This is a genomic window from Archangium lipolyticum, assembly GCF_024623785.1.
In the GTDB taxonomy this organism is placed as follows: Bacteria; Myxococcota; Myxococcia; order Myxococcales; family Myxococcaceae; genus Archangium; species Archangium lipolyticum.
On record NZ_JANKBZ010000001.1, the window covers coordinates 746,351 to 761,834 of the forward strand.

Here is a 15,484-nt window from a genome sequence, read left to right on the forward strand (position 1 = left end):
CCCCTCGAGGTACCGCCACGGAGTCTCCCCAGTGGCCGTCCTCCAGAATGTAGGGGTCCGGAAGAACCGGGACTCAGCCCACCGTCGCACGCCGAGGCACGTGCCGAGGGAGCTGCTTGCCGGCCTCCTGCTCCCGCCGCGCTCGCTGCGCACGCCGCGAGCGCCACCACTTCTCCACGCTGATGACGGGGAGGACCATGGCCCCCACCAGCGCGCACAGGCCCAGCGCCTCGAGCGACAGCGGCGCGGTGCCGAACACGCGCTGCATGAAGGGCAGGAAGATGAACCCGAGCTGCAGCAGCGCCAGCGTTCCGATACCGAGATAGACGAAGGGGTTGCTGAAGACACCGATGCGGAAGAACGAGTCACGCAGGGAGCGGCAGTTCAGCAGGTAGAACATCTGGAACATGATGACCGTGGTGACGGCCATGGTCTGCGCCTCGCGCAGGGCCATGTCGTGGCCCAGGCGTGCCGCCTCGGTGTTGTACTCCCAGAGGAAGAGCCCGGTGGCGCCAGCGCACATCAGCACCGCCACCACCACCGTTCGTATCACCACGAAGCGGCTGAGCACGGGTGAGTCCGGCCGGCGCGGAGAGCGATTCATCACATCGGGCTCCCGGGCCTCGAAGGCCAGCGGCAGCGCGAGCGCCACCGTGGCCACCAGGTTGATCCACAGCAACTGGCTGGGGAGCATGGCCAGCAGGGCCTCGGATTGACCGTTGATGTTCAGGATGGGGAAGAAGGCCACGCCGACGATGAGGATGAGGGCCAGCCCCAGGTTGGTGGGCAGCACGAAGGCGAGCGACTTGATGAGGTTGTCGTAGACGCGCCTCCCCTCCTCCACCGCGGCGGCGATGGAGGCGAAGTTGTCATCGGTGAGGATGATGTCCGCGGCCTCCTTGGACACGGCGGTGCCGGTGATGCCCATGGCCACGCCGATGTTGGCCTGCTTGAGCGCGGGCGCGTCGTTGACGCCATCCCCCGTCATGGCCACCACGTGGCCCTCCTTCTGGAGGGCGCGCACCAGGCGCAGCTTGTGTTCGGGCGCCACGCGGGCGAACACGTTGGAGGACGTGGCCGCTTCACGCAGCCGCGCCTCGTCCATCTCCGCCAGCTCCGCCCCCGTCACCGCCCGGCCTCCCTCGAGGATGCCGAGCTGCGCGCCGATGGCCTCCGCCGTCTTCGCGTGGTCGCCGGTGATCATCTTCACGGAGATGCCGGCCGTGTGGCAGGCCTTCACCGCCTGGATGGCCTCCTCGCGCGGCGGGTCGATCATCCCCTGGAGCCCCAGGAGCTGGAAGCCGCCGGCCGCGTCCTCGAGCCGCACGCCCCGCTGCGAGTCAGGAACGGATTTGCTCGCCACGGCCAGCACGCGCATGCCCCGCGAGGCCAGGCGCTCCACCTCCGCGAGGACCCTCCTGGCGTCGAGCCCCTCGTGCGAGTCGCAGCGGCGCAGCACCACCTCGGGGGCGCCCTTGAGGAAGAGGGAGCGGCCGCCCCGCTCGTCCTCGTTGAGGGTGGCCATGAACTGGTTCTCGGACTCGAAGGGGATGGCATCCACGCGGGAGCGGCCGGAGCGCAGCTCCTCCACGCGCAGCCCGGCCTTCTCCGCGGCGACGATGAGGGCGCCCTCGGTGGGATCTCCCGTCAGCTCCCAGGTGCCATCCTTGGAACGGACCGAGGCGTCATTGCAGAGCGCGCCGGCCACGAGCAGCTCGCGGGCATCCTCGGGCAGGGAGCCCAGGGGCTGGTCATCCCGGCGCACCTCGCCCTGGGGCGCGTACCCCACGCCGGAGATGGAGTAGGAGCCAGCGGGCGTCCACAGGGCCTGGACGGTCATCTCGTTGCGGGTGAGCGTGCCCGTCTTGTCGGAGCAGATGACGGTGGTGCTGCCCAGCGTCTCCACGGCCGGCAGCTTGCGGATGATGGCGCGGCGCGCGGCCATGTATTGCACGCCGATGGCCAGGGCGATGGTGACGATGGCGGGCAGGCCCTCGGGGATGGCGGCCACCGCCAACGTGAGGGCGGCCAGGAGCGACTCGGCCACCGCGTAGCCGCGCAGCAGGCCCACGCCCAGCAGCACGGCGGAGATGATGAGGATGGCGATCGTCAGGTAGCGCCCGATGGAGGCCAGGGCCTTCGTCAGGGGCGTCTGCAGATCCACCGCCTCGTGCAACAGCTGGGAGATGCGGCCGAGCTCGGTGGCGGCGCCCGTGGCCACCACCACCGCCGTGCCCGTGCCGTAGGTGACGTGCGTGCCGCCGTAGGCCATGCTCGCCCGGTCGCCGATGCCCGCGCTCGCGTCGACGGGCGCCGCCTTCTTCTCCGAGGGGACGGACTCGCCCGTGAGCGCCGCCTCCTCCACCTGGAGGTTGCGCCCGGCGAGGAGCCGCACGTCCGCCGGCACCTTGTCCCCCGAGGCGAGCAGCACCACGTCCCCCGGGACGAGCTCCGCGGCGGGCACCGTCACCTTCTGGCCCGAGCGCAGGACGGTGGCGTTCTCCGGCACCATCTGCGTGAGGGCCTCGATGGCCTTGCCCGCGCGGAATTCCTGCACGAAGCCGATGAGGGTGTTGAGCACCACCACCGCGAGGACGATGATGCCGTCCGTCACCTTGCCCAGGGCGATGGCCAGCCCCGCCGACGCGAGCAGCACCCAGATGAGGGGGTTGTTCACCTGGCGCCAGAGCAGCTTCAGGGGGCTCTCACCGGAGACCCGCTGCAACACATTGGGGCCATGGCGTTCGAGCCGGGCGCGGGCCTCGCTCTCGGAGAGGCCGTCGGGGCCGCCTTGAACGGCTTTCAGCACCGCGTCGGGGGGCAACGCGTGCCAGGGCTGGGGGGACGAAGTCACCGCGGGAGGTTCGTGTGCATCCATGTGGCGCTCCTCGCGGGGTAATGTGTGGACCCCGGCAATCCTCGGCCAAAAGAAAATAGGGCCGCGACACTTCGAGAAAGACGAAGTGGAAGCGTCAGGGGGACGAGCGAGGAGCCGCCCGGCTCACAGGCCGTAGAGGTGGTGCTCGCGGGCGTAGGCGAGCACCGCGCTCGGCACCAGGTCCGAGGGCAGCTCGCCCCGGGACAGCCGCTCGCGGATCTCCGTGGAGGAGACCTCGGCCAGCGGCGGGCCCACGACGTCGAGCGGCGGCTGGATGACGGTGTCGACGCCCGGGTAGCCCGCGCGGTGGAGCACCAGCACGCGCGCCATCCGCCGGATGCGGTCGACGTCCTTCCAGTGCGGCAGATCCTTCAGGATGTCCGAGCCGATGACGAGCGTGTAGCGGTGCTCCGGGTGGCGCGCCTGGAGGAAGGCCAGCGTGTCCACCGTACGCCCGTCCTTGCCCACCTCGCTCTCCACCCGCGAGCTCTTCATCCAGCCCGAGGTGTCCCGGCACAGCAGCTCGCACATGCGCAGGCGGTGCTCGAACTCCTCGGACACCTTGCCGAAGGGATGGCGGAAGGTGGGCATGAGCCACACCTCGTCCACGCCCTGGGTGGCGCGCACGTAGTGGGCCGCCATCAGGTGGCCGACGTGAGGCGGGTTGAACGAGCCTCCGAGGATCGCGACCTGCACGGGGTGCCTCACTTGATGGTCAGCTTGGAGCGGCGATCCAATAGCAGCATCTGCGGTTGGAGGATCACCGACCCATCCAGCCGGAAGGCGGAGAAGCGCAGGTTGCGATCCTCTCGCTCCAGCAGGGCGCACGTCTGCTCCGCGGCCCCGGCCAGGCGGCCCGGGGTGAGGAAGTAGCGCGGGCCGATCTGCACCAGCTTCGGCTCGGAGTCCTTGCCGTGGATGAAGACGAGCGCGTTGACCAGGTCGTCCCGGGACAGGTCGTTCTTGTCATGGACGAGGCAGCAGAGCGTGTCGCCCACCATGTCCAGCATCTTCCGGGGGATGGACGGGTCCCTGTACTGGAGGGAGTCGCGCTCCGGGGTGCGCAGGAAGTGCTCGCGGACGAGCAGCGGGTCCTCCTCCAGCTCCTTCAGCGCCTCGTCCCCCAGGGACAGCGAGCGCGGGCGGGGCTTCTGCTCGGTGACGGCCAGCCAGCGGGCCACGTCCTGGATGAAGTCCGCCCCGGAGTACTCGCGGCCCCCACGGCTGCGCTCGCGCCGGTCGAGGATCCACTCGTCCAGGTCGGTGTAGCGTCCCCCCAGGAAGATGAAGCGCTGTGCGCCCTTGGCCCGCAGCAGCTCATAGGCCGCGTCGAAGGCGGCCAGATCGCCATGGCTGTCGGACAGGATTCCGATGACGTCTTGGCTCACGACCCCTGAGCGTACAGCAGATGACGCTCCCTCCGCTTGGCGAAGTCCCGGGCCTGGGTCTCGAAGCCTTCCAGTAGACGGTCCAGCGGCCAACCAGCCTCGATCCCCTTGCGGACCTGATCCGTCCCACAGAGCAGGTCGAAGGCGGGCACGTCGTCCACGAACTCGTAGGCGTCTTCACGCCAGGCGAACTTCCCGCCCTGCCCCAGCTCGTAGAGGGCCTGGAAGATGGCGAGGCCCGTGCGCAGGGGCAGGAAGGCCTGGCGGTCCGTGACGTGGATGAAGGCACCGCTGCAGGACTCGCCCTTGTACTTGTCGAAGGTGGGAGTGAAGCCCACGGCGCGGAAGGAGACGCCGGGGAGCTTCTCGCGCTCCAGCCGGGCGAGCAGCGCGTCCGTGTCCACCCAGGGTGCGCCGAACTGCTCGAAGGGGCGGCAGGTGCCGCGGCCCTCGGAGACGTTGGTGCCCTCGCCCTGGCACATGCCCGGGTAGACGAGCGCGGTGTCCGGGGTGGGCATGTTCGGCGAGGGCGGGATGAAGGGCAGCCCGGTATCGGACCAGAAATACTCGCGGCGCCAACCTTCCATGGGCACCACCGTCAGCTCGCACCCGAAGCCCTGCTCGTCATTGAAGAGGCGGGCCAGCTCGCCGGCCGTCATGCCGTGCCGGTTGGGAAGGGAGTACAGCCCCACGAAGGAGCGGTAGCGCTCGCCCACGAGGTTGCCCTCGATGGTGACGCCGTTGAGCGGGTTGGGCCGGTCCAGCACGTAGAAGGGCACCTTCGCCTTGCCGGCGGCCTTCATGGCCAGGGCCATGGTGTAGACGTAGGTGTAGTAGCGGCTGCCCACGTCCTGGATGTCGAAGACGAGCGCGTCCAGGCCCTCCAGCCACTCGGGGCGGGGCGAGAGGGACTCGAAGGTGGAGCCGTAGAGGCTGTACACGGGGACGCCGGTGCGCCTGTCTCGCACATCGTCCACGGCGACCATGTACTGGGCCTCGCCGCGGATGCCGTGCTCGGGGCCGAAGAGGGCTCCCAGCTTCACCCCCGGCGCGCTGGCCAGCAGGTCCGCCAGGTGGCGGAACCGCGAGTCCACGCTGGTGGGGTTGACGATGGCGCCCACCCGCTTGCCCTTCAGCGGCGCGAAACCCTGCTCCACCCAGACATCCAGTCCCGTCTTCACCCGTCTCACGTCATCCCCCAATGTCAGCGGCCGAGCCGCTCCAACGCCTTCTCCGCCTTCTTGCGCGAGTTGCACCCCAGGCCCCACAGGGCGTCCGGCTCATCGCCCGGGCCGCCATTCTTCGCCAGGGCCACCAGCGCGCCGCGCGCGGACTCCAACCGGAGCTCGCCCAGCGTGGTCGCGACCTCGGAGCGCACGCGGCACTCCGGGTGCTTCAACATGCCGGTGAGCCGCGCCCCGGCCTCTTCGTTCCCGGCCTTCACCGCGGCGCGGTAGTGATCCACCGCCTTGCCGGGTGCCTCCAGCGCCTCGTCGAGCTGCCCGAGGAGCAGGTTCTTCTCCCCCGGGAGCTTCTCCTCGGCGATGAGCTTGCGGGCCTTCTCCGCCAGCTCGAGCTTCTCCTGCGTGGCGGAGGCCTCGGCCACGTCCTTGATGGCGGCCTCGGCGGGGCTGTCGCGCAGCACGACGAAGCCGATGCCCAGCAGCAGCAGCACCAGCGCGCCTCCGCCCACCGCCAGGGCCCGGGGAGAGAGCGACAGGCGCCGCCCGGACTTCACCGCCATGATGACGGTGGCCGCGCGGCTGCCCAGGGCGGCGGCGAGATCCGGACCCGGCGTGAGCAGGGAGCCGGGGACGCGCGAGAGCGCCAGGTTGCCGAAGGGCGGCTGCTCGTTCTCCAGCGAGGGCTCCTCGGTCGGCAGGTGCACCACGGAGGGCGTCTCCACGCGGTAGGGCGCCCGGGGCACGCGGAAGACGCGGATCTTCCCGGGGATGCCCTTGAGCTCGAAGGAGCCCACCTCCAGGGAGGGCACCTCGGCCTTGTTCATGGCCAGGTACACGGCCTCGGTGAAGAACACCTCGCCGGCCTCGGCGATGGACTCCACGCGCGAGGCGATGTTGACGGGCTCACCGAAGACGTCGTTGGACTCCAGCCGCACCTCTCCCACGTTGATGGCCACGCGCACGTCGAGCCGCTCCGCGTCCGGGACGCCGCGGTTGTACTGCCAGAGCCGGTCCTGGATGGCCATGCCACTGAGGACGGCCTGGGTGGGCGACTCGAAGGTGACGAGGAAGGCATCCCCGATGGACTTGATGATGCGCCCGCCGAACGCCTTGAACACGGGGGTGAGGAGCTCATTGTGCGTCCGCAGCAGACGCTGATTCTCCTCGAGGGTCTGCCGGCTGGTCCGCTCGGTGAACCCTTGGATGTCGGTGAAAACGATGGCGAGGTTGGCGGTCTTCAAGGCGGGCGCAGTGTATGCAGTGGCGCTTTCCGCGCAATCAGACAAGGACAGAAAGGTTCCCTATCGTCGCGAGGGCCTCAAGGGACGCATCTTCTTCGAGGGAGCGGGCGGTTCCAGGCTCGCCCGCAGCTTCGCCGCCTGTTGGGTCCTGCCGGTACGCTCGTAGAGGTCCGCCAGCCGGCGGATGACCAGGGCGTTGCCCGGCTGCTCGTTCTTGAGTTGTAACAATTCCTTCTCGGCGTCCGTTGTCCTCCCCTGCTCCTCCAGGGCCCGGATGAGTTGGAGGCGCACCTGCACCCACTCGGGGCGGGAGCGGGCGAGGTAGCGGTAGTGGAGCTCGGCCTTCAGCCAATCACCCAGGGAGGCCCAGAGACCGGCGAGCCGGAAGCGGGCGTCCTCGTAGGAGGTTCTGTAGAACACGGCCAGCTCATAGGCACGAGCCGCGCGCAGGGGCTGGCCGCGCTCTTCCCACAACAACCCCCGGAGGTAGTGGACCCGGGGATTCTCGGGGGCCCTGGCGGAGGCTACATCCAGGTGGGTCTCCACCAGGTCCAGGTCCCCTCCGAGCTTCAACAGAAGGCGCGCCGCCTCGAGCCGGGGGAGGGCCTCGGCGGGCCAGGCGCGCACCACGGCCTCCACGGTCGCCAGGGCCCCCGCGTCATCCCCCGCGGCCTCTTGTGACAGGGCCGTTGTCAGGTCCCCGGTGGCGGGGACGTCCATGGCCGCCGCGAGCGTGCCCGCTACCAGTAGCCAGAGCATGTCAGGCAGATAGCAGAGCGGCGCCGGCCATCACAATCGTACTTCCTCTTGACGGCCGACCGGCCGCGCATGAAACCCATGACCGTGCAGATCGCCCAGAGAACGCTCGAGGACCTTGGCTTCGCGGATGTGCTCCGCGCCCTAGCCCATCGCTGTAGGACCGAACCCGGGAGGGAGCGTGCGCTCGCCCGGCCGTTCCTCGACACCGAGGAAGAAGTGGCGGAAGCCCTGGAGCTCGTCGCCGAGGCGCGGCGGCTGGCCCAGGAGCAGTTCTCCCTGCCGCTGGGTGGGGTGACGGACCTGCGGGGCGCGTTGGAGCTCGCCTCCAAGGGGGGCCTGCTGGAGCCCCGGCAGCTCATCGCGTCGGCGCAGCTGCTGTTCGCCTTCGTGCGCACCCGCGAGGCGCTGGAGGAGCGCCAGCACGTGGTGCCCCGGCTGGCGGCCATCTCCCGGCGGCTGCCGATGCTGGAGCAGCTGGCGGTGCGCATCGACCGGAGCTTCGAGGCGGACGGGGAGATCTCCGACCGGGCGAGCCCGGCGCTGCGCGAGGCGAGGGATCGGGTGCGGGGGCTGCACCGGCGCATCAAGGGCTGGCTGGAGGAGAAGCTCCACGACGAGAGCTTCCTGCCGAAGCTGCGGGAGAACTACTACACCATCCGCAACGGCCGGTACGTGGTGCCCGTCGTCTCCAGCTTCCGGGGAGAGGTGCCGGGCATCGTCCACAACGCGAGCCAGACGGGGCAGACGCTGTTCGTGGAGCCCGAGGGGCTGGTGGGGATGGGCAACGACCTGGCCATCGCCCAGTCGGTGGTGACGGAGGAGGAGCGGCGGATCCTCCAGGAGCTGACGAACCAGCTCGGGCGGGAAGCGGACAAGGTGCTCGAGGGCATCGCCGCGGTGGCGGAGCTGGACGAGGTGGAGGCGGCGGCGGTGCTGTCGGGAGACCTGCGGGCGCACGCGCCCGAGTTCGTCGGGGTGGAGAGCCTGACGCTGCTGCGCCTGAGACACCCGCGGCTGTTGTTGAGGGACACCGAGGTGGTGCCCAACGACGTGGAGATGAAGGGCGACGCGCGGGCGCTGGTGGTGTCGGGTCCGAACGCGGGCGGCAAAACGGTGACGCTGACGGCGGTGGGCCTGTGCTCGCTGATGCTGCGGGCGGGCCTGCCGATTCCGGCGGGCGAGGGCTCGCGGATGCCGCTGTACCGCTCGGTGCACTCCACGGTGGGTGACGCGCAGGACCTGTCGCAGGGCCTGTCCACGTTCAGCGCGCACGTGGTGATGCTGCGGGACATCGCGCTGTCGGTGGGGAAGAACTCGCTGGTGCTCATCGACGAGATCGCCGCGGACACGGATCCGCGCGAGGGAGCGGCGATCGCCATCGCGGTGCTGGAGGAGCTGCTGGAGAAGGGAGCGGTGGTGCTGGTGACCACGCACCTGGAGGAGCTCAAGGCGCTGGCGCACCTGGATCCGCGCTTCCTGAACGCGCGGGTGGGCTTCGATGCGAAGAAGATGGCGCCCACGTACAAGCTGCAGCTGGGAGCGGCGGGTGCGTCGTCGGCCATCGAGGTGGCGTCGAGGATGGGGCTGCCGGAGCACATCTGCACGCGCGCGAGGGACCTGGCGATGAACGCGGGTGGCGCGCTGGCGAAGGCGCTGGCGGCGGCGGAGGAGGATCGGAGGAGGCTGCAGGACGACCTGGAGCGGGCGAAGGTAGCGGCGGAGGAGGCCGAGCGGCTGCGCGCGCAGTTGGAGGAGCAGAAGCAGCAGTTCGAGCGGGAGCGCAAGGCGAGGCTGATGCGCTTCAACGAGGAGGTGGCGGCGGCGAGCGACCAGGCGGCGGCGGAGGTGCAGGAGCTGCTGAAGGTGCTGAGGGCGCAGTCGAACGAGAAGGCGGCGTCGGAGGCGCGCGCACAGTTGCTGCAGCGGGCGGAGGAAGCGAACCAGCGGGCGAAGGCGGCGAGGGCGGAGCTGTTCCAGGTGGAGGCCCCTGCCCCGGCGGAGCTGCGGGTGGGAGCGCTGGTGCGGCACTCCGGGCTGAACAAGGACGTGGAGATCCTGGAGCTGCACGGAGACCAGGCGCTGGTGGCGGCGGGCATCATGAAGATGCGCGTGCCGGTATCGGAGCTGTCGGGCTCGCGGACGGCGAAGCCGAAGGACACGAAGTTCCCGGAGCGCAACAAGCAGGCGCAGCAGATCCAGCGGGCGAAGCAGGCGGCGCCGGAGGCGGTGGAGGCGACGAACTACCGCTGCGACGTGCGAGGCATGCGAGCCGAGGACGCGCTGGGCGAGGTGGAGTCGTTCCTGGACCGGGGGATGCGCAGTGGCGAGGAGTCGGCGCTGATCATCCACGGACACGGCACGGGAGCGCTGCGGCAGGCCATCCGGGACTACCTGGCGGCGTCGCCGTACATCCGGATGTTCCGTCCGGGTGAGAACCACGAGGGCGGCGACGGCGTGACGGTGGTCGCCCTGAGGGCCTGAGCCAACTGTCGAACCAACCCAGGAGCACACGGTGGGTGCACTGCAACTGCTGCGCGGCCACCGTGAGTTCCGGTCCCTGTGGCTCGCGCGGGTCATCTCCTTCGCGGGTGATTCGCTCAGCCTGGTCGCGCTCATGCTCCATGTGGCGGAGACGACCGGCCAGGCCCTCGCCGTCTCGCTGCTGCTGCTCACCGGCGACTTCGCCCCATCGCTGTTGAGCCCGCTCACCGGAGCGATCAGCGACCGGTTCGACCTCAAGCGGGTGATGATCACCTGCGAGCTGATCCAAGGGGCACTCCTGCTCCTCATCGCGCTCGCGTTGCCGCCGTTGCCTCTGTTGCTGGTCCTGGTGGGCGCGCGAGCGGTGGCCGGACAGATCTTCCAACCCGCGTCCCGAGCGGCGGTGCCGGCGTTGGTGGCCGGTGACGAGTTGGAGACCGCGAACTCCACCCTGGGATTCGGGACGAACGGAGCCGAGGCCCTCGGCCCGCTTCTGGCGGCGGCGCTGTTGCCGGTGGTGGGAATCCGAGGCGTGCTCCTGGTGGACGCGGCCTCGTTCCTCGTTTCGGCGGCGCTCCTGGCCTCCGTGCCATCACTGCCCTCCGCGCTCGCCGGGGAGAAGGACCCGCCATCCCTCCTGCGTCAGGCGAGGCTGGGCCTGGGCTACATCCTGTCGGCGCCGGCGGTGCGGGTCATCGCGCTGGGCTTCTGCGGCGTCGTGGTGTTCAACGGAGTCGACGACGTGGCGCTGGTGCTCCTGGCCAAGGAGACACTGAGAGCCGGGGACTCGGCGGTGGGGCTTCTGCTGGGCGCCGTGGGAATGGGGCTGCTGCTCGGCTACATCCTGCTGGCGCGTTACGGAGCCCGCGGGTCGATGGTGGCGCTGCTGCTGCTGGGGTTCGCGGTGAGCAGCATTGGCAATCTGCTGACCGGGTTGACGTGGGCGGTCTCCGCGGCGTTCGCGATGCAGGGCATGCGAGGAGTGGGGCTCGCGGCGATGGACGTCGCGAGCAACACCCTGCTCCAGCGATTGGTGCCACCCGAGATGCTGGGCCGGGTCTTTGGAAACCTCTACGGAGCGATCGGAGTGGCCGCCGCGCTGTCCTACATCGGAGGAGGACTCTTGCTCGATGCCACCTCGGCGCCGGTGACGTTACTGATTGCGGGAGCTGGGGGCACGGTGGCCACGCTCGCCACGGCACTCACACTTCCGGGGGCGCTGAGAAAAACCACCCCCCCCTCTCCCTCTGGGAGAGGGACGGGGTGAGGGTATCATTGCTTCGCTGATGCGCCGACCCTCCCAGACCCACGCCACTAGCCGACGTTGGAGGCCGGCCGGGGCTCCTGCTCGGCTACGGGAGAGACAACGGGGCTCGGCGCCACCTTGCGAGCCCGGCGCCGGTCCACCCAGCCCGCGAGCGACACATAGCCCACGGGGATGACCAGCAGCGTCAGCAGCGTGGACACCGTCATGCCGCCGATGACGGCCCGGGCCATGGGGGCCCACATCTCCGCGCCGTCTCCCAGTTCGAAGGCCAGCGGCACCATGCCCAGCACCGTGGTGAGCGTCGTCATCAGGATGGGGCGCAGGCGGCTGCGGCCCGCCTCCACCGCCGCGAGCACCAGATCCTGCCCCTCGAGGCGGCGGGTCTTCAGCACGTCGATGAGGACGATGCCGTTGTTCACCACCACGCCCGCCAGCAGGATGATGCCAATGAGGGCCGTCACCTGCAGCGTGGTCCGGCTGATGACCAGCGCCAGCACGACGCCGGAGATCGCCAGGGGCACGGAGAACAGGATGACGAAGGGCTCCAGCAACGACTCGAACTGGCTGGCCATCACCATGTAGACGAGCAGCACCGCCACCACGAAGGCCAGGCCCAGCGCCATGAAGGAGTCCTGCAGGTCCTCCGCGGTGCCCGCCACCATCGTGGTGATGCCGGGCTCCTCGCCCATCGCGGTGAGGGTCTCGTTCACCTTCTGGATGAGCGTGCCGAGCGCGACCCCGTTGGCCGACAGGTTGATGGTGGCCAGCCGCCGCTGGTTCTCACGCGAGATGGCCGTGGGCCCCAGCGACTGGTGGATGGACGCGACCGTCTCCAGCGGCACCGTCACGCCCAGGGGCGTCGACACCGGCAGTGCCCGCAGCCGCCGCACGTCCTCGCGCACCTCCTTCGGAGCCCGGACGAAGACGCGGTACTCGTCGCCTCCCTCGCGGAACATGGTGGCCGTCGTCCCCAGGAAGTACGTGGAGACGGTGGAGGCCACCTCCGCCGGAGCCAGCCCCAGCAGGCGGATCTGATCCCGGTCCAGGTCCACCTTCAGCTCCGGCTGGCCCTGCTCCATGGAGAAGGTCACGTTCGACGCCCCGGGCACCACCTCCAGCCGGCTCTTCAACCGCGCACCGTAGTCCCGCACCTTCATCAGATCGTCGCCGAACACCTTCACCACCACATCACCGCCCGCCCCCATCATCCCCTGTTGCTGGGGCAGCACCTCCAGGCCCGCCAACCCCTTGAAGCGCTCGACCAGCACGTTCTCGATCTGCTGCTGGCTGCGCTCGCGCTCGGCCCGTGGCGGCAGACGCACCTGCACGTTGCCCGTGTACGAGTTCTGCCCGAAGAGCGCCGCGAAGCCCTCTCCGCCGCCGAACTGGGAGACGACCACCTCCGCCTCGGGCACCTCGGCGTGGACGATGGCCTCCACCTGCTTGAACAGCGAGTCCGTGGTCCACAGCGACGTGCCGGGGCTCGCCTTCACCGAGAAGCGCAGCTCGCCATTGTCCGTCTTGGGCATGAAGTCCACGCCCAGCAGCGGCGTCATCGCCATGGTGGCGATGAAGATGAGCAGCGTGCCGGCCATCACCTTGCCCCGGTTGCGCATCGCCTTGCCCACCAGCACCGCGTAGCGCTCGGAGAGCGGATCCAACCACGTGGTGAACCGTCCCACCCACCGCTCCAGCCGGTTCTGCCCCGCGCCGAGCGCCATCAGGCTGGCCATCAGCGGCACCAGCGTGAGCGCCACCACCAGCGAGGCGAGCAGCGAGATGCAGATGGTGAGGCTCATGTCCCGGAAGAGCTGGCCCGCCAGCCCGGGCACGAAGAGGATGGGCGCGAACACCGCCACCGTCGTCAGCGTCGAGGCGGCGATGGGCATGGCCATCTCCCGCGTCCCGTCGATGGCGGCTTCCTTCGGCCCCTTGCCCTGGCCCAGGTGGGTGAAGACGTTCTCCAGCACCACGATGGAGTTGTCCACCAGCATGCCCACCGCCAGCGCCAGGCCCGCCATGGAGATGATGTTCATCGTCACCCCCTGGAAGTCCATCACCGCGAAAGTGGCCAGCAGCGACAGCGGGATGCTCACCAGCACGATGCTGCTCGTGCGCCAGCTGCGCAGGAACGCCAGCAGCACGGCCGCCGTCAGGAAGATGGCCAGCAGGGCGCTGTCAGAGAGGTTGGAGAGCGCGCGGGTGATCGGCAGCCCCTGATCGAACACCCGCACCAGGGAGACGCCCTCGGGCAGCCGCTTCTGGAGCTGCTCCATCTCCTTCATGACCCGCCGCGCTACCTGCACCGTATTGGCATCCGACTGCTTGCGCACGGCCATCATCACCGCATGCCGGCCGTCCGCCCGCACCACCGCCGTCTCCTCCTCGAACGTGTCCACCACCTCCGCCACGTCGCGCAGGTACACCCGCTCCCCGCCCTTCTGCCCCACCACCACGTCCCGCACCTGCTCCACGGTGCGGAACTCGGCGTTGGTGGAGATGCTCAGCTCCTGCCTCCCCTGATCCAGCCGCCCGCCCGGGATCATCACGTTGGCGCCCCGGAGCGCCGACACCACCTGCTGCGCCGAGATGCCGTAGGACTCCAGCCACGCGGGATCGAGCCGCACTTGAATCTCCCGCTTGGTGCCGCCAATCACCTCGGCGGAGGCCACGCCCGCGATGCGCGCCAGGTAGGGCTCCACCATGTCCTCGGCCAGCTTGCGCACCGTGTGCGGCGTGCCCGGCGCGTTCACCGTGAGGAACACCACCGGCTGCAGCGCCGGATCGAACGCGAACGTCAGCGGCCGCTCGACGTCATCCGGCAACCGGTCCTGGGCGAAGATCTCCAGGTTCTTTCGGACGTCCTGCTCGGCCGTCTGCATGTCCGTGCCCCAGGCGAACTTCACCATCACGATGGAGTTGCCCTGGTTGCTGGTGGAGTTGATGTCCTCCACGTTCTCCACGGAGGCCATGGCCTCCTCGATGGGGCGTGTGACGAGCTGCTCCATCGAGTCCGGGCCGGCCCCCGGGTACTGGGTGATGATGGCCACCAGCGGGAACTCGATGTTCGGCAACATGTCCAGCTTCAGCCGGCTGAAGGTGAACAGCCCGAGGATGGTGAGGCACAGGAACACCATCACCCCGGTGACGGGGCGACGGACCGACAGTTCGGTGAGGTTCACTTCCCCGTCTCCTTCTTCTCGGCCAGCGTGATGGGGTTGCCGTCGCGCAGCAGGTGCGCCCCGTGCACGATGAGCTCCTCTCCGCCGGCCAGGCCCTCGCGGATCTCCAGCCGGTCCTCCTGCCGCGCGCCCACGCGCACCTGGCGGCGCTGGGCCTTGCTTCCCTGACGGACGAAGGCGGTGGCCAGGCCCGTGCGCTCGGTCTCACCCTCCAGCAGCACCGCCTCGGCGGGGACGAGCACCACGCCCTCGCGGCGGCTCAGCTCGATGGAGGCGCGCACGGCGGAGCCGGCGACGAGCTGGCCCTCCTTGTTGTCCAGGTGGACCTCCACCAGCCCCGTGCGCGTCATCCGATCCACCACCGGACCCTTGAGGGACACCTTGCCCTCCACTACCTGCCCGGAGCGGGCCAGAGGGGACACGCGCACGGGCATGCCCTCGCTCACCCGGAGGAAGTCGCGCTCCGGCACGCGCAGCACCACCTTGAGCCGCTCGGACTTCACCACCGTGACGACGGGAGAGCCCGCTCCCGCCAGGTCCCCCTCTCGCAGGTGGACGACGGCGACGACCCCCGAGATGGGGCTGCGGATGGTGGTGCGGTTGCGCTGGGCGGAGGCCTGGGCCACCGCGGCGCTGGCCTGACGCACCTGTGCCTCCGCGCCTCGGAACTGAGCCTCGAGCGACTCGAGCTGGGCCCGCGTCACCGAGCCCGACTCCACCAGCGACCGCGTGCGCTCCAGGTTGTCCAGGATGGCATCGCGGTTGGCCCTGGAAGCCTCCAGCGCCGCCTGCGCCTGGTTGAGCCCCTCCGACTGCAAGTCTCCGTGCAGCGTGGCCAGCAGGTCTCCCTGCTTCACCCGGACGCCCTCCTTCACGGCCAGGTCGAGGATGCGCTCGGGCACCACGGGAGAGACGCGCACCTCCTCCATGCCCTGCAGCTCGCCCACCAGCTCCACCGACTCCACCACGCTGCCCTTCTCCACCGGGGCGGTGCTCACGGTGCGCTCGGCCAGCTCCGTCCCCTGGCTCTGGGCGGCGGGCTTCGAGCACGCCGCCAGCGCCAGGAGCACCACGCAGGCGCTCTTCCTCAGGTTGCTCCTCATT

General features: G+C 69.8%; 10 protein-coding genes. 2 read left to right on the forward strand and 8 right to left on the reverse strand.

Going from position 1 to position 15,484, the window contains the following annotated elements:
- Window positions 1-73 precede the first annotated feature (73 nt).
- The 6 genes from NR810_RS02725 to NR810_RS02750 all read right to left on the reverse strand — a co-directional run bounded on the left by NR810_RS02725 (window position 74) and on the right by NR810_RS02750 (window position 7,450).
- Entirely contained in the window at window positions 74-2,878 is a 2,805-nt protein-coding gene (locus NR810_RS02725) for a cation-translocating P-type ATPase (RefSeq protein WP_257447247.1), read from the reverse strand.
- Window positions 2,879-3,001: 123 nt separating this feature from the next.
- Window positions 3,002-3,586 (reverse strand): nicotinate (nicotinamide) nucleotide adenylyltransferase, encoded by a 585-nt coding sequence (nadD, locus tag NR810_RS02730; protein ID WP_257447249.1) that lies wholly within the window; start codon window positions 3,584-3,586, stop codon window positions 3,002-3,004.
- Complete coding sequence (locus NR810_RS02735) at window positions 3,583-4,266, reverse strand: hypothetical protein (protein ID WP_257447251.1); 684 nt, start codon at window positions 4,264-4,266, stop codon at window positions 3,583-3,585. The genes nadD and NR810_RS02735 overlap by 4 nt, the downstream gene beginning before the upstream one ends.
- Entirely contained in the window at window positions 4,263-5,456 is a 1,194-nt protein-coding gene (locus NR810_RS02740) for an exo-beta-N-acetylmuramidase NamZ family protein (protein WP_257447254.1), read from the reverse strand. The genes NR810_RS02735 and NR810_RS02740 overlap by 4 nt, the downstream gene beginning before the upstream one ends.
- 14 nt (window positions 5,457-5,470) lie before the next feature.
- A complete protein-coding gene (locus tag NR810_RS02745) occupies window positions 5,471-6,691 on the reverse strand; it encodes an adenylate/guanylate cyclase domain-containing protein (protein WP_257447257.1) in 1,221 nt (406 codons plus the stop codon).
- A gap of 60 nt (window positions 6,692-6,751) precedes the next feature.
- Window positions 6,752-7,450: a tetratricopeptide repeat protein gene (locus tag NR810_RS02750; RefSeq protein WP_257447260.1), complete on the reverse strand. Its 699-nt coding sequence runs from the start codon at window positions 7,448-7,450 to the stop codon at window positions 6,752-6,754.
- Window positions 7,451-7,528: 78 nt separating this feature from the next.
- Here NR810_RS02750 and NR810_RS02755 point away from each other — a divergent pair, with 78 nt between their 5' ends.
- Together NR810_RS02755 and NR810_RS02760 are read left to right on the forward strand one after the other, a co-directional pair.
- Window positions 7,529-9,931, forward strand: coding sequence for an endonuclease MutS2 (locus NR810_RS02755; protein WP_257447263.1), 2,403 nt, complete (start codon window positions 7,529-7,531; stop codon window positions 9,929-9,931).
- A 31-nt stretch (window positions 9,932-9,962) separates the two neighbouring features.
- Entirely contained in the window at window positions 9,963-11,198 is a 1,236-nt protein-coding gene (locus tag NR810_RS02760) for an MFS transporter (RefSeq protein WP_257447266.1), read from the forward strand.
- A gap of 47 nt (window positions 11,199-11,245) precedes the next feature.
- Here the strand turns inward: NR810_RS02760 and NR810_RS02765 are convergent, their stop codons facing one another.
- Together NR810_RS02765 and NR810_RS02770 are read right to left on the reverse strand one after the other, a co-directional pair.
- Window positions 11,246-14,380 carry an efflux RND transporter permease subunit gene (locus NR810_RS02765; RefSeq protein ID WP_257447269.1) on the reverse strand — a complete coding sequence of 1,045 codons (3,135 nt, stop codon included), beginning with the start codon at window positions 14,378-14,380 and terminating at the stop codon, window positions 11,246-11,248.
- Window positions 14,377-15,483 carry an efflux RND transporter periplasmic adaptor subunit gene (locus NR810_RS02770; protein ID WP_257447271.1) on the reverse strand — a complete coding sequence of 369 codons (1,107 nt, stop codon included), beginning with the start codon at window positions 15,481-15,483 and terminating at the stop codon, window positions 14,377-14,379. Before NR810_RS02770 ends, NR810_RS02765 begins: the two co-directional genes overlap by 4 nt.
- Window position 15,484 lies beyond the last annotated feature (1 nt).

What these genes read in the sequence shown, in the direction of transcription:
- NR810_RS02770 (WP_257447271.1), bottom strand. Translation starts at nt 15,483, where the DNA reads ATGAGGAGCAACCTGAGGAAGAGCGCCTGCGTGGTGCTCCTGGCGCTG.
- NR810_RS02725 (WP_257447247.1), bottom strand. Translation starts at nt 2,878, where the DNA reads ATGGATGCACACGAACCTCCCGCGGTGACTTCGTCCCCCCAGCCCTGG.
- NR810_RS02755 (WP_257447263.1), top strand. Translation starts at nt 7,529, where the DNA reads ATGACCGTGCAGATCGCCCAGAGAACGCTCGAGGACCTTGGCTTCGCG.
- NR810_RS02750 (WP_257447260.1), bottom strand. Translation starts at nt 7,450, where the DNA reads ATGCTCTGGCTACTGGTAGCGGGCACGCTCGCGGCGGCCATGGACGTC.